The sequence below is a fragment of the Ruegeria sp. YTSC106 genome (assembly GCF_059609765.1).
Genome location: NZ_JBXWMI010000017.1, coordinates 1 through 18256, shown reverse-complemented (window position 1 = coordinate 18256; position 18256 = coordinate 1). Strand labels below are relative to the sequence as shown.

22 protein-coding genes are annotated in these 18256 nt (G+C 57.0%); 11 read left to right on the top strand and 11 right to left on the bottom strand.

The annotated features are described in order from the left end of the window. Positions 1 to 2 precede the first annotated feature (2 nt). From AC2FEB_RS19125 to AC2FEB_RS19115, 3 genes are all read right to left on the bottom strand, one after another. Positions 3 to 557, bottom strand: a complete 555-nt coding sequence (locus tag AC2FEB_RS19125) for a hypothetical protein (protein ID WP_496675877.1) — start codon at positions 555 to 557, stop codon at positions 3 to 5. Positions 558 to 581: 24 nt separating this feature from the next. Further along, a complete protein-coding gene (locus AC2FEB_RS19120) occupies positions 582 to 872 on the bottom strand; it encodes a hypothetical protein (protein WP_117869855.1) in 291 nt (96 codons plus the stop codon). Between the two features lie 357 nt (positions 873 to 1229). Beyond that, positions 1230 to 2828 carry a phosphoenolpyruvate carboxykinase gene (locus AC2FEB_RS19115; RefSeq protein WP_117869854.1) on the bottom strand — a complete coding sequence of 533 codons (1599 nt, stop codon included), beginning with the start codon at positions 2826 to 2828 and terminating at the stop codon, positions 1230 to 1232. Positions 2829 to 2883: 55 nt separating this feature from the next. Here AC2FEB_RS19115 and AC2FEB_RS19110 point away from each other — a divergent pair, with 55 nt between their 5' ends. From AC2FEB_RS19110 to AC2FEB_RS19075, 8 genes are read left to right on the top strand one after another with little or no spacing between them, the layout of a single operon-like run. Further along, positions 2884 to 3150 carry a hypothetical protein gene (locus tag AC2FEB_RS19110; RefSeq protein WP_162896809.1) on the top strand — a complete coding sequence of 89 codons (267 nt, stop codon included), beginning with the start codon at positions 2884 to 2886 and terminating at the stop codon, positions 3148 to 3150. Positions 3151 to 3171: 21 nt separating this feature from the next. After that, on the top strand, positions 3172 to 3876 hold the full coding sequence (locus tag AC2FEB_RS19105) for a response regulator transcription factor (RefSeq protein ID WP_117869853.1): 705 nt from the start codon (positions 3172 to 3174) through the stop codon (positions 3874 to 3876). Positions 3877 to 3935: 59 nt separating this feature from the next. Next, complete coding sequence (locus AC2FEB_RS19100; protein WP_496675991.1) at positions 3936 to 5627, top strand: ATP-binding protein; 1692 nt, start codon at positions 3936 to 3938, stop codon at positions 5625 to 5627. 4 nt (positions 5628 to 5631) lie between these two features. After that, positions 5632 to 6102 carry an HPr kinase/phosphorylase gene (locus AC2FEB_RS19095; protein ID WP_496675871.1) on the top strand — a complete coding sequence of 157 codons (471 nt, stop codon included), beginning with the start codon at positions 5632 to 5634 and terminating at the stop codon, positions 6100 to 6102. Further along, a complete protein-coding gene (gene rapZ, locus AC2FEB_RS19090; RefSeq protein WP_254683708.1) occupies positions 6099 to 6980 on the top strand; it encodes an RNase adapter RapZ in 882 nt (293 codons plus the stop codon). Before AC2FEB_RS19095 ends, rapZ begins: the two co-directional genes overlap by 4 nt. Next, the gene (locus tag AC2FEB_RS19085; RefSeq protein ID WP_152457103.1) at positions 6977 to 7369 is read left to right on the top strand and encodes a PTS sugar transporter subunit IIA; all 393 of its coding nucleotides are present in this window, start codon (positions 6977 to 6979) and stop codon (positions 7367 to 7369) included. The genes rapZ and AC2FEB_RS19085 overlap by 4 nt, the downstream gene beginning before the upstream one ends. Before the next feature lie 16 nt (positions 7370 to 7385). Next, on the top strand, positions 7386 to 7655 hold the full coding sequence (locus tag AC2FEB_RS19080) for an HPr family phosphocarrier protein (protein WP_117869849.1): 270 nt from the start codon (positions 7386 to 7388) through the stop codon (positions 7653 to 7655). A 39-nt stretch (positions 7656 to 7694) separates the two neighbouring features. Continuing rightward, positions 7695 to 8594 carry a lysophospholipid acyltransferase family protein gene (locus AC2FEB_RS19075; RefSeq protein ID WP_496675868.1) on the top strand — a complete coding sequence of 300 codons (900 nt, stop codon included), beginning with the start codon at positions 7695 to 7697 and terminating at the stop codon, positions 8592 to 8594. A gap of 73 nt (positions 8595 to 8667) precedes the next feature. On the opposite strand, the gene AC2FEB_RS19070 is transcribed toward AC2FEB_RS19075, so the two are convergent. Continuing rightward, on the bottom strand, positions 8668 to 9543 hold the full coding sequence (locus tag AC2FEB_RS19070; protein ID WP_496675866.1) for a 3-hydroxybutyryl-CoA dehydrogenase: 876 nt from the start codon (positions 9541 to 9543) through the stop codon (positions 8668 to 8670). A 163-nt stretch (positions 9544 to 9706) separates the two neighbouring features. On the opposite strand from AC2FEB_RS19070, the gene AC2FEB_RS19065 reads away from it, so the two are divergent. After that, on the top strand, positions 9707 to 10510 hold the full coding sequence (locus AC2FEB_RS19065) for a DUF6473 family protein (RefSeq protein WP_254683707.1): 804 nt from the start codon (positions 9707 to 9709) through the stop codon (positions 10508 to 10510). Positions 10511 to 10564: 54 nt separating this feature from the next. Here AC2FEB_RS19065 and AC2FEB_RS19060 read toward each other — a convergent pair whose 3' ends face one another. The 6 genes from AC2FEB_RS19060 to AC2FEB_RS19035 all read right to left on the bottom strand — a co-directional run bounded on the left by AC2FEB_RS19060 (position 10565) and on the right by AC2FEB_RS19035 (position 14825). Continuing rightward, positions 10565 to 11494, bottom strand: a complete 930-nt coding sequence (locus AC2FEB_RS19060; RefSeq protein WP_117869846.1) for an electron transfer flavoprotein subunit alpha/FixB family protein — start codon at positions 11492 to 11494, stop codon at positions 10565 to 10567. Then, positions 11494 to 12252: an electron transfer flavoprotein subunit beta/FixA family protein gene (locus tag AC2FEB_RS19055; protein WP_117869845.1), complete on the bottom strand. Its 759-nt coding sequence runs from the start codon at positions 12250 to 12252 to the stop codon at positions 11494 to 11496. The genes AC2FEB_RS19060 and AC2FEB_RS19055 overlap by 1 nt, the downstream gene beginning before the upstream one ends. 192 nt (positions 12253 to 12444) lie before the next feature. Beyond that, positions 12445 to 13017 carry a cob(I)yrinic acid a,c-diamide adenosyltransferase gene (locus tag AC2FEB_RS19050; protein WP_117869844.1) on the bottom strand — a complete coding sequence of 191 codons (573 nt, stop codon included), beginning with the start codon at positions 13015 to 13017 and terminating at the stop codon, positions 12445 to 12447. After that, positions 13018 to 13221 carry a twin transmembrane helix small protein gene (locus AC2FEB_RS19045; protein ID WP_117869843.1) on the bottom strand — a complete coding sequence of 68 codons (204 nt, stop codon included), beginning with the start codon at positions 13219 to 13221 and terminating at the stop codon, positions 13018 to 13020. It abuts the gene before it with no gap. A gap of 77 nt (positions 13222 to 13298) precedes the next feature. Beyond that, entirely contained in the window at positions 13299 to 14126 is an 828-nt protein-coding gene (locus tag AC2FEB_RS19040; protein ID WP_496675861.1) for an SDR family NAD(P)-dependent oxidoreductase, read from the bottom strand. Between the two features lie 69 nt (positions 14127 to 14195). Beyond that, positions 14196 to 14825, bottom strand: a complete 630-nt coding sequence (locus tag AC2FEB_RS19035) for an SH3 domain-containing protein (protein ID WP_496675859.1) — start codon at positions 14823 to 14825, stop codon at positions 14196 to 14198. A 203-nt stretch (positions 14826 to 15028) separates the two neighbouring features. Between AC2FEB_RS19035 and parC the strand changes: the two genes are divergently transcribed. After that, on the top strand, positions 15029 to 17377 hold the full coding sequence (gene parC / locus AC2FEB_RS19030) for a DNA topoisomerase IV subunit A (protein WP_496675857.1): 2349 nt from the start codon (positions 15029 to 15031) through the stop codon (positions 17375 to 17377). A 96-nt stretch (positions 17378 to 17473) separates the two neighbouring features. Beyond that, positions 17474 to 18064 (top strand): hypothetical protein, encoded by a 591-nt coding sequence (locus AC2FEB_RS19025; RefSeq protein WP_170344863.1) that lies wholly within the window; start codon positions 17474 to 17476, stop codon positions 18062 to 18064. On the opposite strand, the gene AC2FEB_RS19020 is transcribed toward AC2FEB_RS19025, so the two are convergent. Next, positions 18045 to 18256: hypothetical protein (locus AC2FEB_RS19020; protein ID WP_496675854.1), on the bottom strand; the 212-nt coding region annotated here is incomplete at its 5' end. The two genes, AC2FEB_RS19025 and AC2FEB_RS19020, sit on opposite strands and share 20 nt — an antisense overlap.

Here is an 18256-nt window from a genome sequence, read left to right as displayed (position 1 = left end):
CCTTAAACCCGTCGCTTGTCGGCAAACCTGAAGGCAAAATACAGACCCAGCATCAGGAAGAACAAGCCCGATATATCGCCGATCAGGAAAGCGATGTATTCGACCGTCGCACTGCCAAAAGCCAAATTGGTCAACCCGGAGACAAGGAAGGACGTGATGACGCCGACGCCCATCACACATATCCAGCAGGGTTTGCGGTCTGGGCGGGGAAACAGGTTCCATCCGATTGCTTTGAGAAGATAAAAAACCGCCGGGACAGTCAGAACTGCAATCGCGATGGCCATCAGGCGGCTGGGCAGGAATACGTCCGTTCCACCCAAATAGGCGAAAACGATGAACACGCCAGGCAACAATGCGAAAATGGCGCGCCACCCCAACAGCCACGCCGTCAGAACCCGTACACCATGCGGCAGAAACAACAGGCTCGCCCGGCTTGGATATTCCGGGAAAAACACGTTCTGCAACGGCATAAGAACGGCGAAGGTAAGGATCGACGCCAGCACATAGGCCAGAGAGGCCAGAAGCGTTTCAGTAGCCCACGCGCGCAAAGTGATCACGGCTCCTTGCGCTCGTGGATCGCTTCATCTGGGCGCATGAACGATGTACCGTCCTCGGTTGGCGCTGCCGCTTTGAGAAAGATAGCCTTTTTCGACCAGAGATTTCAGCGCGCGGAAGAAAGTCGGTCGCGAAACGCTCTGAACCAACGTGTGCTCAATCAAACCGAACGTGCGTACTTCCCGATCGGGCTTGGAAAGCTCTTCGGCGGCATAGTAAATGTCGCGCTCAACCGGAGATAGATTTTCCAGGCCTAATGTGCGCTCCATGCTTTGCATCAATTTGCGCAGTTCGGTGAGTTTCGAGATCTCAGTCATAATGTTACCTACAGTTTTCTGTGCCGTTTGTCGCCTAATTGCGACCATTTGAGTCATTCTGAATGACGCGCATTTCAGAAAGTCTCGTATTGACACTCATCCCCATTTACTTAGACTAGATGGCTGATTAGGTTGCTCAATCCCGCGTTGTGAGTGTGCGCACATGAGTGACCCCCAATTTATTTTCAGCCAGTGCCCGGCGCAAAAGTGCCGGGTTTTTTCGTCACAGCGACTATCAGAGCTAGCGTAAATTGCATTTTGAAACAACGCAATTGTATGTGCTTATTACCACAAACAACCTAAGGGAGAAGCACGGCAGGCGTAAGGCAAAAGGGGTTCTTCAGCCCCTTTCCCAATTTATCCGATTGCGACGGCTTTGATGTCGTCGTCAATGAAGGGCAGATACTGCTCGAAGTTCTCGGCAAACATCTGAACCAGTTTCTCGGCCTGTTTGTCGAACGCTGCCTGATCGTCCCAAGTGCGGCGCGGGTCAAGCAGAACTTCGGCGACGCCCGGGACAGAGACCGGAACGTCAAAGCCGAAATTGGCATCCTTGCGGAACTCGGCGTCGCGCAGCGAGCCTTCCAGAGCGGCGGTCAACAAAGCGCGGGTTGCGTGGATCGGCATCCGGCTGCCTACTCCATAGGCGCCTCCGGTCCAGCCGGTGTTGACCAGCCAGCAGGTCGCGCCGTGTTGAGCGATCTTGTCCCGCAACAGGTTGCCGTATTCCTCTGGGCGACGTGGCATGAACGGTGCGCCAAAGCAGGTCGAGAAAGTCGGCTGCGGCTCGGTGATGCCACGTTCTGTACCGGCCACTTTTGACGTGAAACCCGACAGGAAGTGATACATTGCCTGTGCTGGCGTCAGCCGCGCGATCGGGGGCAGAACGCCAAATGCATCGCAGGTCAGCATGATGATGTTCTTTGGGTGACCACCCAGTGCGCTTTTGGACGCGTTCGAGATATATTCGAGCGGATAGGCGCAGCGCATGTTCGCAGTCAGTGAGTCGTCGTCGAAATCCAGTTCCTTGGTTTCGGGGTCGAAGACCATGTTTTCGATCACCGTACCGAATTTCGAGGTGGTCGCGTAGATTTCCGGCTCTGCCTCTGCATTCAGGTTGATGGTCTTGGCATAGCATCCGCCTTCGAAGTTGAAGGTGCCGCGATCCGACCAGCCGTGCTCGTCATCCCCGATCAGTATGCGCGAAGGATCGGCGGACAGGGTTGTCTTGCCGGTGCCGGACAGGCCGAAGAACACGGCGGTGTCGACCGGGTTGCCAACGGCATGGTTGGCCGAGCAGTGCATCGGCATCACACCTTTTTCGGGCAGCATGTAGTTCAGCAGGGTGAAAACCGATTTCTTGTTTTCACCGGCATATTCGGTGCCGCCGATCAGGATCAGCTTGCGGTCGAAATTCATTGCAATCACGGTCTCGCTGCGGCAGCCGTGCTTTGCCGGGTCGGCCTGAAAGCTGGGGCAGTTGATGACCGTGAAATCGGCAGTGAACTCATCCAGATCCTCGCGGTCCGGGCGACGCAGCAGGTGTCGGATGAACAAGTTATGCCACGCCAGTTCAGTGACCATACGAACATTGATCGCGTAAGCCGGATCAGCACCACCAACCAAATCCTGCACAAAATAGTCACGGCCTTTCATATGGGCCAGCATATCATTGTACAGTGCGTCAAAGCCCTCGGGACTCATTTCGGCGTTGTTTTCCCACCAGATGGTGTCGGCAACGCTGGCGGTCTTGACAACGTGTTTGTCCTTGGGCGACCGGCCTGTGAATTTACCTGTGGTAACCAGAAACGCACCACCATTGCCAAGTGTGCCTTCGCCGCGCTTCAGCGCCTCTTCGATCAGCGCCGGTTCCATGAAGTTATAATAGACATTGCCCAGACCCTCGATGCCCTGATCTTCGAGGCGGAATTGCGGGTTAACCCGTCCAGATGTCATGTGTGTCTTCTCCTGTGGCGGCGCGAAGGTCGTTGGCCGTTGCGCCTTTGGGGCAGTGAGCCGGGAAAACCGGCGGCTGAGCGCGTCTTATCACGGTCATTCAGGGCATGAACAGGCGGGTTTGACGCAGTTAGCGCAACCAAGCCCGAGTTTAGCGCCATCAGAAATTCAATGTCGGAAAAGCGGGCAGATTTTTGCGGGCATCAAGGCAAATTTGCCGCAGACCTGCCGCAACAAAGGCATGATTCGCAGTTACGGATTGATTCGGCGTCTTAAAACCGCCAACAATGCCTTACAAATAAGCGAATTATTGCGCGAGTGAGCAGGAATAGGGGTGAGCCCGATGTCAAAGATTGCACTTGTGGATGACGACAGAAACATACTGACGTCTGTATCCATGACTCTCGAAGCCGAAGGTTTCGAGGTTGAAACTTATAATGATGGCCAGGCCGCGTTGGATGCGTTCAACAAGAAACTGCCGGACATGGCTGTTCTGGATATTAAGATGCCGCGAATGGACGGCATGGATCTGCTGCAACGGCTGCGTCAGAAGACGCAGATGCCGGTGATCTTTCTGACCTCGAAGGACGATGAGATCGACGAGGTTCTGGGCCTGCGCATGGGCGCGGATGACTATGTAAAGAAGCCTTTTTCGCAGCGTTTGCTGGTCGAACGCATTCGGGCTTTGCTGCGCCGCCAAGAGGCAACAAGCGGCGACGCGGTAGCAACCAACAGCAATGATACTAAAGTCATGGAACGCGGCGACCTGAGAATGGATCCGTTGCGCCATGCGGTCAGCTGGAAAGGGAATGATGTGTCCCTGACCGTGACTGAATTCCTGCTGCTTCAGGCGTTGGCCCAACGTCCGGGTTTTGTCAAAAGCCGCGACCAGTTGATGGATGTCGCCTATGACGATCAGGTCTATGTGGATGACCGCACGATCGACAGCCACATCAAGCGCCTGCGGAAAAAAATGCGCGCGGCTGATTCCGAGTTCTCGGCGATCGAAACCTTGTATGGTATCGGTTACCGGTACAACGAAGAATAGGCGCGGCCGCCTGCAAGAGGTAATGGGGTCTCGTGCGCGACACCGAACAAGCCAGCGAAATGCGCGACGGTGACGTCGTTCTAGGGGATGACTGGGTCATTCCCCAAGACCCCGAGTCAGCGGAGCTTAGGGAAAAGCGATCCCGGAGGAACCTGTTTTCTCTGCGTGGTTCACCTCTGGCGCGCAAAATCATCACTTTCAACCTGATCGCTCTGGTGATTCTGGTCACTGGGTTGCTGTATCTGGACGACTCACGAAAAGAGAAGGTTCAGCAGACAGCCCGCAATCTGCTGGGCGATGCGCTGCTAGTCAGCAACGTGTTTGAAACCCAGCTGCGTCAGGGCGCACAGCAATCCGGGCAGAATGCCGGGAACCTGGACGTCAAGGATACCTTGTCTGGCCTCACCCTGCCCGAAGGGGGCGAGGTTTTTGTATATGACGCCAGCGGCACGTTAATCGGCTGGACACGTGGTGCCCCGCAAGCCTCAGATATGCCGGTTCTTCTGCAATCCGAGGCCGAGATTCAGACCGGCAGCACGGTGATCAGCGACACGCTGAATGCTGTCTGGATGGGTTTGTCGAATCTGCTCAATTGGTCAACTGAAACCGAGGCACCGACGTTGGCGCAGCGTGTTCAGACCATTATTCCGCAAGCGATTGCCGGTCACAGCCAGGTGCAGGCGGTACAGGACAGCGCGGGTGAGACGGTTATCGTGGCTGCCGCACCGATCCTTTATGCGGATGTTCCCGCCGGAGCGGTTGCCATTACTGGTCCTGCGGGTGAAATCGATGCGCTTGCCCGCCGTGAGCAGGAGCGCATTCTTCAGATGTTCGTGGTGGCGCTGTTGGTTTCTGTGGGCCTCAGTCTTGTACTGGCCTCGACCATTGCCAATCCGCTGGCTGACCTGGCATCGGCCGCCGAAATGGGCAAGGACCGCGGTACGGGCGTCAACCCCGGGCGCATCCGTATTCCGGACCTCAGTGGTCGTCCAGATGAAATAGGGCGTCTCAGCCGCGCTTTGCGTGGTATGGTAACCGCGCTGTACAACCGGATCGACGCAAACGAACAGTTTGCTGCTGATGTCGCCCATGAAATCAAAAACCCGCTGGCCAGCCTGCAATCCGCCGTGGGCACACTGCGGATGATCAAACGCGAGGATCAGCGCGACAAACTGCTGAATGTGATCGAACATGATGTTCGGCGGCTGGACCGGCTGGTCAGTGACATATCGAATGCGTCGCGTCTGGATGCGGAACTCGTCAAGGAAGAAGAGCAACCCTTTGACCTGCTCAAGCTGCTGGGCAATCTCGGCCAGTATCTGGGCGAAGATGCCCGATCCAAGGGCATCGACTACATTACGGATCTGCCCTCCGAACCAATTGTGATCAACGGGCTGGAAGCGCGACTTGCGCAGGTCTTTGTCAACCTGATCACCAACGCGATTTCCTTCTGCGAGGAAAATGACGCCATTCGCGTCTGGGTCAGACAGCGAGACAACCGTGTGTTGGTCGTTGTCGAAGACACCGGCCCAGGAATTCCCGAACAGGCGCTCACCAAAGTGTTCAAGCGATTCTACTCGCAGCGTCCGGCGGAACATTTTGGCAATAACTCGGGCCTGGGGCTGGCGATCTCGAAGCAGATTGTCGAAGCCCACGGCGGCGTGATCTGGGCGGAAAACATCCGCCCGACCGAGGCCGGCATCACGTCGGATCCGCTGGGTGCCCGCTTTGTTGTAGGGCTGCCCGTTTAAATCCATGCACGTTGATACACTGTCACACGCCAAAGGTCAGGACAGGGCCTGTGTACATGCCTCCTGCGTTTCGCTTGCCGGACGCGGGCTTTTGATCATCGGTTTGTCCGGTACAGGGAAGTCCGGTCTGGCGTTACAAATGATGGCGTATGGTGCGGATTTGGTTGCGGATGACCGCGTCAATTTGGAGATGCAGCATCATCGGGTGTTTGCATCCGACGTGCCACAGATACGCGGTTTGATCGAGGCGCGTCAGTTTGGCCTGCTCGCAGCCGATCCCACAGGCCCGGTTCCGTTGGATTACGTCGTGGATCTGGACCAGCATGAGCCTCAGCGTCTACCCGATCCTTTGATGATTTCCGTGCTGAGGCAAACTGTTCCCTTGCTTCGGGGCGCGGGGGTGCCCAACTTGGCTGCAGCGTTGATGCAACTCCTGGGAAATGGGCGTGTAAACCCCGAATGGCCGAACAAATGACATCGCAAAGGCGAATCGTACTTGTCACGGGTCCCTCCGGGGCAGGAAGATCCACTGCCATTCATGTGTTGGAAGATCTGGGCTTTGAGGCCATCGACAACCTGCCGATGGGACTTTTGCTGCGCTTGCTTGACAGCGCGGACAGCGACCGTCCGATGGCGCTGGGTATAGATGCACGCAATCGCGATTTCTCAACGATCGGCTTCATAGAACTGGCCGAAACACTGGGTCGGTTGGCGCAGGTCGATCTGACGGTTCTGTATCTGGATTGCAGCGATGATGTTCTGGTGCGCCGATTTTCAGAAACCCGAAGGCGGCATCCCGTCGCCAAGAATGCCAGCCCGGAAACCGGTGTTGAGCGCGAAAAAGAGCTGCTGACACCGATACGTGAGATCGCGGACACGCTGATCGACACCAGCCTTCTGAACGTGCATCAGCTGCGGGAAGAGGTCGAGAATTGGTTCGCACCACAAGGCGGGCGGCATCTGGCGGTTTCCATCGAATCCTTTTCCTATAAACGTGGACTTCCGCGCGGATTGGACATGGTGTTCGATTGTAGGTTTCTCGCAAATCCCTATTGGCGCCCGGAATTCAGGGCAGCGGATGGTCGACACCCTGACGTTGCGCACTATGTGCAGTCAGACGCAAACTATTTACCGTTTTTTGAAGGTGTGCTGGGCTTGCTGACCCTGCTGTTGCCTGCCTTTCGGGCCGAGGGAAAAGCGCATCTTTCCGTGGCATTCGGGTGTACCGGTGGCCAACACAGATCGGTTGCCCTGGCAGAAGCCGTTGCAAAGGCCCTTGCGGAAGACGGTCAGCAGGTGGCAATTAGACATCGCGAGATGGAACGTCGGTCGTTGAATGTGAGGTCAGATTGATCGGAATTGTGATCGTTGCACATGGGGGGTTGGCTCAGGAATACCTGGCCGCCACTCAACATGTGGTCGGACCGCAGGCCAGCCTCGTGGCGGTCGCGATTGAGGCTGACCACGACCGGGACGAAAAACAGGCCGAAATCTGCCGTGCCGCGGACGAAGTGGACACCGGCGATGGTGTTGTTGTCGTCACCGACCTCTTTGGAGGCAGCCCCTCGAATCTCAGTCTGCGTGCCTGCGCTCCTCAGGACCGGCGTATTCTGTATGGGGCAAACCTGCCGATGCTGATCAAATTGGCCAAAAGTCGCCACTTGCCCATTGGTGATGCCGTCCGCCAGGCAATGGAGGCTGGACGGAAGTACATCAATGCGCAGAATGTGACATTGGATTAAAAGCGGATTATTGAATATGACTAACCGAAGCCTGAAAATAATCAATGAAAAGGGCCTGCACGCACGGGCCTCGGCAAAGCTGGTTGAGGTTGTGGAGGGGTTCGATGCGCATGCTGAGGTGTCAAAAGACGGACTTTCTGCATCAGGCGATAGTATCATGGGCCTTTTGATGTTGGCAGCATCGCGCGGAACAACTATTGACGTCGAGACGTCCGGGCCGGATGCTGAGGCATTGGCAGAAGCTCTGGAAACGCTTGTGAATGACAAGTTCGGAGAGGGGTTTTAAGCCGCCCCGCCGGGACATGAAGAACGGGAAGACCAGGAATTGGCGGAAACAACGCACGAGACCAAGACAAGCCCGGTGGTGGATGGGGCCGCAGATCAGGGTGAGATCTACGACCGTAGAACTCTGACCTATGCAAACTCATTTGACGATGCCTGGACTTCGACGGCCATTCGGGCCATCGAGTGGTGCACAGGCAAGCTGACCATTTTGCGTATGGTCAACAAGTTCGAAAAAAAGAACGAATACTATCGCGGCCAGCGGTTCTGGGGCGGTGCCCTCAAGACTATGGGAATCGACCTGACCACACCGCAGGAACAGATTGACCGCATTCCCAAAACCGGCCCGGTCGTCGTCGTCGCCAACCACCCGCATGGGATGGTCGATGGCATGATTCTCGCCGAGCTGATCGGCCAGGTACGCAGCGATTACCGCATCCTGACCCGTTCGGTTCTGACAGGGCTGGACGAAGCGGCCACATCATTCATGATTCCGGTTCCGTTTCCACATGATCCCGAGGCGCAGGCCAAGATGTTGGAAATGCGCGGCAAAGCTATGGAACATCTCAAAAACGGTGGCGTTGTGGCGCTGTTCCCATCCGGTGTTGTGATGTCCTCGGATGATTGGTTCGGGCCTGCGATCGAGCGGGAATGGAACGTGTTCACCGCCAAGATGATCCGCCGTTCGGGCGCGCGCGTGGTGCCAATTTTCTTTCCGGGCAGTAATTCGCGCTGGTACCAGATTGCCAACCGCGTCTCTGCAATTCTCCGGCAGGGACTGTTGCTGCATGAGATCGTCCGATCCTGCAATAAACCCCAGTCGCCGGTCATCGGCGAATCGATTTCGGACCGCGATCTGGAGCTGCTGGAGCGCGATCCGCGCGGTTTCATGGCCTGGCTCAGAAATCACACCATGTCTCTGGGCAAGTCGGAACAAACCTGATCCGCGTCTTCATCTGGCTAAAAATATCCCGGGGGTGAGCCCGGGCAAAGTCCGGGCGAGGGGGCTGGCCCCCTCAACGCGTCGGTACCGGAACTTCGCCTCGGTAATCATAAAAGCCGCGCTCGGTCTTACGCCCCAGCCACCCGGCCTCGACATATTTCGTCAGCAGAGGACAAGGACGATATTTGGTGTCGGCCAACCCGTCATGCAGCACGTTCATTATCGCCAGGCAAGTGTCCAGCCCGATGAAATCCGCCAACTCCAGCGGGCCCATGGGATGATTCGCTCCAAGTTTCATTGACTGATCGATGGATTGAACGTTCCCCACGCCTTCATAGAGTGTGTAAACCGCCTCGTTGATCATAGGCATCAGGATCCGGTTCACGATGAAGGCCGGAAAATCTTCGGCGCTTGCCGCCGTTTTGCCCAACCGATCCACCACCGCTTTGCACGCGTTGAAGGTTTCTTCATCCGTGGCGATGCCGCGGATCAATTCCACCAATTGCATAACAGGAACAGGGTTCATGAAATGAAAACCCATGAACCGTTCGGGTCGATCCGTGCGGCTTGCCAGGCGCGTGATGGAAATCGAGGATGTATTTGACGTCAGAATCGTATGCGGCAGCAGGTGCGGTTGCAGGTCATCGAAAATCGCCTGCTTGATAGCTTCCCGCTCGGTTGCCGCCTCGATAACCAGATCTGTTTGACCCAGTCGCGGCAGTTCCAGCGTGGTCGTGATCCGTTTAAGGGCAGTCTGCATCGCGTCGTCCGTAATCTTGCCCCGCGACGCCTGCCGCGCCAAGTTGCCTTCGATTGTGGAAATGGCGCTGTCCACAGCATCCTGACTGACATCGTTCAACAAGACGTCGTAGCCCGCCAAAGCCATAACATGGGCGATGCCGTTACCCATCTGACCCGCGCCAATCACCCCGACCGATTTAACTTCCATGTTCAGCTGCCTTTGCCCTGGAGGATACCGCGACAGTATCGGCAGACCGGGGCAGGCGGCAAGAGGATCGAGGCGGTCAATTTTGCTTCAAATGCGCGCATTAGGAAAATCTCAATATCTGTGGCCGCAAGATGGCAGCGGGTGAGATAACGGGGGGCTTGATATGAGCTTTCATCAGACAAACAGCGGTGGGGAGTCCGCCTGTCAATATGCGGATTCGAAACTTTGGTTCCGGGGTCCGCCCGGCGCGCTGGACAAGCCATTTGTGGCTTGCCTGGGAGGAGAGGAAACTTTCGGCAGATTCGTTGATTGCCCGTTTCCGGCAGTGCTGGAGACGCGATTGGGAAAACCGTGCGTGAACTTCGGCAGCCTGTTTTGCGGGGTCGAAGCGTTGTCCACTGATCCGGGGGTACTGAAACTGGTCAATCAGTCAGGCCTGTGCGTGTTGCAGGTGCCGGATCTTCTGCGCCAATCAAATCGGTTTTACCGCGTGCATCCGCGCCGCAATGATCGGTTCCTTGAACCCACCTCAGACTTGCTGGAGCTATACCCCGACGTTGACTTCACTGAAATCCATTTCGTGCGCCATTTGCTGGAGCGGTTAAGCGCCCCAAAGGACGCGCGATTCGAAGTCGTGGTGCAGGAGTTGCGAGAGGCCTGGATACGAACCACAGGAGAATTAATCGGCCGGATCGAACCCAGTGTTGTTCTGCTCTGGTTGCATGTGCAGCGGCAAGCCGGATCGCATATTGACCCTATTGTGCCTGACGCCGCAATGATCCAACAACTGCAACCCCTATGTGCTGATGTTGTAGAGGTTTCGGTACCTGTATCCGCTCGATCAGATGCTCTCGAAGATGTTTTGTACGGGACGCTGCAGCAGCCGATTGCGGAACACATGATCGGCCCCTCCGCGCATCGAGAGATTGCCGAAAAACTGCTGGTTGCCTTGAGGGACCTGAACTGAAAAAGGCCCGCCTGTTGGCGAGCCTTGTTTGGTTTTTGCTGTTTGCGCTTGGCTTTAGCCGAGTTTCTCGGTCAGTTCCGGCACGGCCTGGAACAAGTCGGCGACAAGACCAAAGTCAGCGACCTGGAAGATCGGGGCTTCTTCGTCTTTGTTGATCGCAACGATGACCTTGGAGTCCTTCATGCCGGCCAGGTGCTGAATTGCGCCCGAAATACCGACGGCGACATACAGATCAGGGGCAACAACCTTACCGGTCTGACCCACTTGCCAGTCATTCGGAGCATAGCCCGAGTCAACCGCTGCACGCGACGCACCAACCGCAGCGCCCAGCTTGTCAGCCAGCCCCTCGATCAGTTTGAAGTCTTCTTCCGAGCCGACACCGCGTCCGCCCGAAACAACAACGCTGGCCGAGGTCAGTTCAGGGCGGTCGCTTTCGGCCACCTTGTCCTCAACCCATTCGGACAGGCCGGGGTTGTCGCCAACCGACACGGTCTCAACCGCGGCCGATCCCCCTTCACTGGCAGCGTCAAAGCTGGCGGTTCGGATCGTTACGACTTTCTTGGCGTCGTTCGACTTGACGGTCTGGATCGCGTTGCCCGCGTAGATCGGGCGCTCGAAGGTCGAGCCATCAACAACGCCGGATGCATCCGAGATCACCATCACGTCAAGCAAAGCAGCAACGCGAGGCATCACGTTCTTGGCGTCGGTGGTTGCTGGCGCCACGATGTGCTCGTAGCCATCCGCCAGACCTACGATCAGCGCAGCGGTGGATTCCGCAAGGCGGTGGCCCAGCGACGCATCTTCGGCGACCAGAACCTTGGACACACCGTCGATCTTGGCGGCGGCCTCACCGGCAGCAGCGGCAGACCCGCCTGCGGCCAGAACGGTAACGTCACCCAGCACTTTCGCGGCGGTTACGGCCTTTGCGGTCGCATCCATCGCCAGTTCGCCGTTGTTCACTTCGGCAAGCAGAAGTACAGCCATTACACAGCCCCCACTTCTTTGAGTTTCTCGACCAGCTCGTCAACCGAGCCAACGATGATACCAGCGGCACGTGCCGGCGGCTCTTCGGTTTTGACGACTTCCAGACGCGGAGTGACGTCGACGCCGTAATCGGCGGCGGTTTTCTCGTCCAGCGGCTTTTTCTTCGCCTTCATGATGTTCGGCAGCGAAGCATAGCGCGGCTCGTTCAGGCGCAGGTCAACGGTCACGATGGTAGGCATCTTGACACTGATGGTCTGCAGACCGCCATCCACCTCGCGGGTGATCTTGGCGGTGTCGCCTTCGATGTCCAACTCGGACGCGAAAGTGCCCTGTGACCAGCCCAGCAAGGCCGACAGCATCTGGCCGGTGGCGTTCATATCATTGTCGATCGCCTGCTTGCCCGCCAGAACAATGCCCGGCTGCTCTTCCTCGACCACTTTGGCAAGGATCTTGGCAACGGCCAGAGGCTCGATATCTGTGTGTACATCGTCAGCCGCCACAACCAGGATTGCGCGGTCCGCACCCATGGCCAGCGCGGTGCGCAGGGTTTCCTGCGCCTGCTTCACGCCGATCGAAACAGCAACGACTTCGTCAGCCTTGCCAGCTTCTTTCAGGCGGATCGCCTCTTCGACTGCAATTTCGTCGAACGGGTTCATCGACATTTTGACATTGGCGAGATCAACACCGCTACCGTCCGCTTTCACGCGGACCTTCACATTGTAGTCAATCACGCGTTTGACAGGCACCAGTACCTTCATTGTAGCGCTTTCTCCTCAAAAAAACGGTAAGCCGCGAAGGCGACTCCACCAATGCTCTCGCCCGACTAGATAGCGCTTGCCGCAGTGGCACAACAGAGCAAAATCGTCACGTCATGGCGTCGGGACGTCGCGTTTTGCAATTTTTTTGCAGAGAGGCGAAAGAATATTACCCGCGACCGCTGCATTTCGCGATCAGCGGTTCGCGCCCGGAACCCACAATACGTCGTCTTTACCGTTTGCGTTTGCGCAACGGGCAGCAACAAAGAACCAGTCGCTGAGACGGTTGAGGTATTTGACCGCCACGTCGTTGACGGGCTCCATATTCGTCAGTTCGACCGCAAGCCGTTCGGCCCGGCGCGAAACGGTGCGGCACACATGCAGATGTGCAGCCAGACGCGAGCCACCGGGCAGGATGAAGCTGCGCAGAGGTTCCAGCGTCTCGTTCATTACGTCGATCTCGGCTTCCAGTCGGTCGATCTGGGCGGACACGATGCGCAGAGGCGGGTAATCGGCCTCGGCATCTTTCTCCATGTCAGGTCGGCAGAGGTCGGCCCCCAGATCGAACAGGTCATTCTGAATGCGCGACAGCGCGATCTCGACATCGCCTTCGGCTTCAGTCCGTGCCACGCCGACAAAAGCGTTCAGTTCGTCCACTGTGCCGTAGGCTGCGACGCGGCCCGAGTATTTTGCTACACGCTCGCCATTGCCCAGAGCGGTTTTTCCGTCATCGCCAGTGCGCGTGTAGATTTTGTTGAGTACGACCATTTATTGAACTCCCTGTCCGCGCAGATACACGAAAAGCACGATCAACAACACGGCGATGAACTGAAAGAGAATGCGCAGGCGCATCATCTTGTTGCTCTTCTTGGCCGCTTCCATGCCGCCTTTGCCGAAATTCGCGATGCCCAGGGCCAAAACAACGACAACCGCCGCCATAGCCAGAAGCAGAATGACCATCAGAAGGTCCATATGAAGTCACCGTCCGGTTTTTTCGATTATCACCCATCTAGCGTCAGAGCGTCGAAAAGCGAACGGGAAATATCGTCTCAGATATCCGAAAGGATGCGATCAGTTGCTTTTGTGGGCAGGATCCGGCGCAGGAACCCCGCGACATATGTCGGGGTGGTCACGTAATAACGCGGTTTCGGTCGTCGCGCCTCGATCGCGTGGGCCAGCTTGTCCGTGACGGCAGAGGCGGGCAATTCAAACCGGTCTGGCCCACTGCTTTCGTAAAGACGCTTCAGTAGTGAGTCCTCATACTTTTCCCGAATGGCCGAGTTTTCCCAGTCGATGTATTTCTCGAACATGGGGATCGCCTTTTCCCGGAGTTTTGAGGTGATGGGGCCGGGCTCGATCAGGGCGACGTGGATGTCGGTATCCCGAAGCTCCAGCCTAAGCGTGTCGGTCAGCCCTTCGATCGCGTATTTCGTGGCGACATACGCGCCGCGCCACGGGAAGGCGACAAGACCCAGAACCGAGGAACATTGCACAATCCGGCCATGACCCTGTTCCCGCATGACGGGAATGACCTGTCGGGTCAGCTCGTGCCAGCCAAAGACATTGGTCTCAAAAATATGGCGCAGACCATCTGTTGGAACATCCTCGACCGCGCCGGGCAGGCCATGTGCGCCATTGTTGAACAGGGCATCCAGCGAGCCGCCTGTAGCCTCAAGAACATAAGACAAACCCGACGTGATGCTGTCTGTATCGGTGTAGTCGATTCTGGGGCTTTCGAACCCCTGCGCACGCAGGCGATCACAGTCGCGTTGCTTGCGGCAGGATGCAAAAACGCGCCAGCCGCGCGCACGCATTCCGTGTGCCGCGTCCAGACCGATGCCTGACGAGCATCCTGTAATTAGAATCGATTTCTGCATGTGCCTTCCGAACCTGATCCCCGCCCATAGCTATGGCGGGGTTTGCGGCAGGGCAATGACGCTTCGATGTCAGTTCGTTGTTTTCCGGACGAGTGATGCCGAAATCCACCCAACCTGTTGCCCGGGTAACACGCGCAGGCGCAACCAGCCGCTGCCTGAATCTCCAAAGACCTCAACCTGCTGGCCAATCCTGGCCTTGCCGATGATCGGATAGATCGTCCCCGGCCCATCGCGCAGGTTTACACGGGTTCCTGAAATTTCGCGGATATCCTTGGTGACCTCAACAGGGGCGGGCAGTTCAACCGTTGGCAATTCGGCGTCGGTAGTCACCTGTTCCAAGGAGGCCAAGCCTTGCTCCAGTGATGCCAGGGTCAGGGTGACGTTTTCGTCAGCGAACAGCGTGGGGTTCGCCTTCAAGCCAGCCGCAACCTGAGACAACAGCGCTTTTGTTTCTGCTTCATCCAACTCGGCGACAGTTTTAGTGACCGGGGGGGCCGATACTGACGGTTCTACTGCAGCACGAACGACCAAAGTTTCGGCAGGTGCTGGTTCGACGGCTGGTTTGGCAGGTCTTGGCGCAGTGGCAACGCGTTCCGGTTCCGCTGTGCGGACCCCGCGCGGCTCAAAGTCGGGACCTCCGCTCATAACGTAAAAGGTCCAGCCGAGTGCGGCGAAAGTAACAAGTACAAGGCGCGTCATGGCGCATCCCCCAGGTCAATCGTAACAACAAAAAAGGCAGCAATTATTCAATTGTTGGAATGGTAGCATAATAGTGAGCTTGAGTCGAAAATTCGGGGAAAACACTGACTTGCCTCCCCCTGTTGCAAAAAGCGCGACTTGTCCCCAGTAAAATACGCGTTGCTTGCTTTACCAAGACGTCCTTGCGTCGTATCACATCATATATGAACGATACGATCGACGACCCCAACATGGAGGCCCCCGACAACGGGGGTGAGGTGGCGGAGCCGCTGCGCCGCGCGATAGGCGAGCGTTACCTGACCTATGCGCTGTCCACCATCATGCACCGCGCCCTGCCGGATGCGCGGGACGGATTGAAGCCAGTACATCGGCGAATCCTCTATGCGATGAGAGAACTGCGACTCAGTGCAACCGGAGGCTTTCGGAAGTCCGCCAAGATTTCCGGCGACGTGATGGGCAATTATCACCCGCACGGTGACGCCGCCATTTACGACGCGATGGCGCGTCTGGCGCAGGACTTCAACGTCCGGTACCCGCTGGTAGACGGGCAGGGGAACTTCGGCAACATCGACGGCGACAACCCGGCGGCCTCGCGATACACCGAGGCGCGGATGACCATCGTGGCCGAAGCGCTGCTTGAGGGTCTGAACGAAGATGCCGTCGACTTCCGCGACAATTACGATGGGACACTGACCGAGCCGGTGGTGCTGCCCGCTCAGTTTCCGAACCTGCTGGCCAATGGTGCAAGCGGCATCGCCGTTGGAATGGCGACAAATATCCCGCCGCACAATATTTCGGAACTTTGTGATGCATGTCTGCATCTGATCAAGACGCCAGACGCGCGCGATGATACGTTGCTGAATTACGTGCCGGGTCCAGACTTTCCGACCGGTGGGGTAATCGTCGAGCCACCGGAGAATATCGCGCAGGCTTATCGCACAGGGCGCGGGTCGTTCCGGTTGCGCTGCAAGTTTGAGGTCGAAGATCTGGGCCGCGGTCAGTGGCAGATCGTCGTCACTGAGATCCCCTATCAGGTTCAGAAGTCCAAGCTGATCGAAAAGATCGCGGAACTGATCCAGACTAAGAAAATCCCGATCCTCGCCGATGTGCGGGATGAATCCGCCGATGACATCCGCCTGATCCTCGAGCCGCGTTCCAAGAACGTCGACCCCGAGGTGTTGATGGGTATGCTCTATCGCAATTCGGACCTCGAGGTGCGGTTCAGCCTGAACATGAACGTGCTGATCGACGGGGTGACGCCGAAAGTCTGCTCGATGAAGGAAGTGCTGCGCGCCTTCCTCGATCACCGGCAAGAGGTGCTTCTGCGTCGGTCCCGCCACCGTATGGCGAAGATTGATCATCGTCTGGAGGTGCTGGAGGGCTTTATCGTTGCTTTCCTGAACCTCGACCGAGTGATCGACATTATCCGTTACGACGACGACCCCAAGGCAGCGCTGATGCGCGAGGATTGGGGCATTACCCATGTCCGCGCCACCGACGAGTCAGATTATGTTACGCCCAAGCCGGGTGAGGGTGAACTGTCTGAGGTTCAGGTCGACGCCATCCTGAACATGCGCCTTCGCAGCTTGCGTCGTCTGGAAGAGATGGAGCTGGTCCGCGAGCGTGACGAGTTGATGCTGGAGCGTGCCAACCTTGAGGACCTGCTGGCCGACGAAGGACTGCAATGGGCCAAGATCGCCGAGCAGTTGAAAGAAACCAAAAAGACCTTCGGCAAAGACTACGAAGGTGGAGCGCGTCGGACCCGGTTCGCTGAGGCCGGGCAGGTCGAAGAAGTGCCGCTTGAAGCGATGATCGACAAGGAACCGATCACCGTGGTCTGTTCTCAGATGGGGTGGATTCGCGCGATGACGGGCCATATCGATCTGAAGCGCGAACTTAAGTTCAAGGATGGCGACGGTCCGAGGTTCATCTTCCACGCGGAAACGACGGACCGGCTGCTGGTGTTTGCCTCGAACGGGCGGTTCTACACCGTTAGTGCTGCCAACCTGCCCGGCGGGCGGGGCATGGGCGAGCCCCTGCGCCTCATGGTCGATCTGCCGAACGAGGTGCAGATCATCGACATTCTGATCCACAAGCCCGGCCGCAAACTTTTGGTGGCTTCGGACGCGGGCAACGGATTCATGGTTCCCGAGGACGATGTTCTTGCTCAGACCCGCAATGGCAAGCAGGTGCTGAACGTCAAAGGCGGCGAAACGGCAATGATCTGCAAGCCGGTCGATGGCGACCACGTGGCTGTCATATCCCAAAACGGCAAGTTCCTGGTTTTCCCAACCGAGGAATTGCCCGAGATGACGCGCGGAAAAGGTGTGCGTTTGCAAAAGTACAATATGGCGCGAGGTCGGCAGGGAACGCTCGAGCTGGATGGCGGTTTGTCGGACGTAACGACCTTCAACTGGGAAGAGGGCCTGAAATGGTCCATGGGCGGCGAAAAGACCCGACATGAGGCGGATATGACGCAATGGCTGGCAAAACGGGCCACTGTCGGGAAAAAACCACCCTATGGCTTCCCACGTGACTATAAGTTTTCGTGATCGCGCTGCTGCGCAGGTGAATTTCCGCCGATACGGCTTGGCACAACCCGTATCGGTGCGCTAGATCAACAAAAAACAGGCCTATCGAGACGAGACATGTTGCGCATTCTGACGCTGATCACCGGACTGGCCCTGATGGCCGCCTGCACACAGACACAAGTGTATGAACCACCTGAATCCCTTGGCGAGTTCAAACTGCGTGTCAACTATGCCTTTGCGGACAAGGCCGTTCAGGGACCTGTGTCGCGGGACGCCACACCTGAAGAATGGACAAAAGCCATCCAGAACGCTGTTGATATTCGTTTGGGGCGTTACGATGGTTCGCAGGAATATGACGTCGGCATTAGTCTGGAGGGCTACATGCTGGCTCCGCCGGGAATACCTGTGATTTACAATCCCAGAAGCACTGCGATTGTGCTGGTCAACGTCTATGACGTGAAGAAGAAAGAGTTTCTGGCCAAAGGGAAGCAATTCCAGGTGCTGGAAGACACCACCGGCGGAAGTGCATTTAAAGGGTCAGGGCATGAGCGCACCAAAGAAGAACAGATGAGCGGTCTGGCTCTAAAAATTGCCGACCGTGTCGAGGAATGGCTTGCTGAAGAGCATGAAGAAAACGGCTGGTTTGACAAACGGCCAGACCTGATCCAGCCGCTGGAATCTGTCGAGGTCACGCAAAATCCAACGTGATCGGCGCATTTCCCTCAGGATGTGCTTGATTTTCCGCTTTGAACCAAATATCTCGCGCGCGCAGATGTAACCACGGGACCAAGGGTCCCCCAAATCGCAAAAGGGCGCCTGAGGAATGGCAAAGGAAAAGTTTGAGCGTAATAAGCCGCACGTCAACATCGGCACGATTGGCCACGTTGACCACGGCAAGAC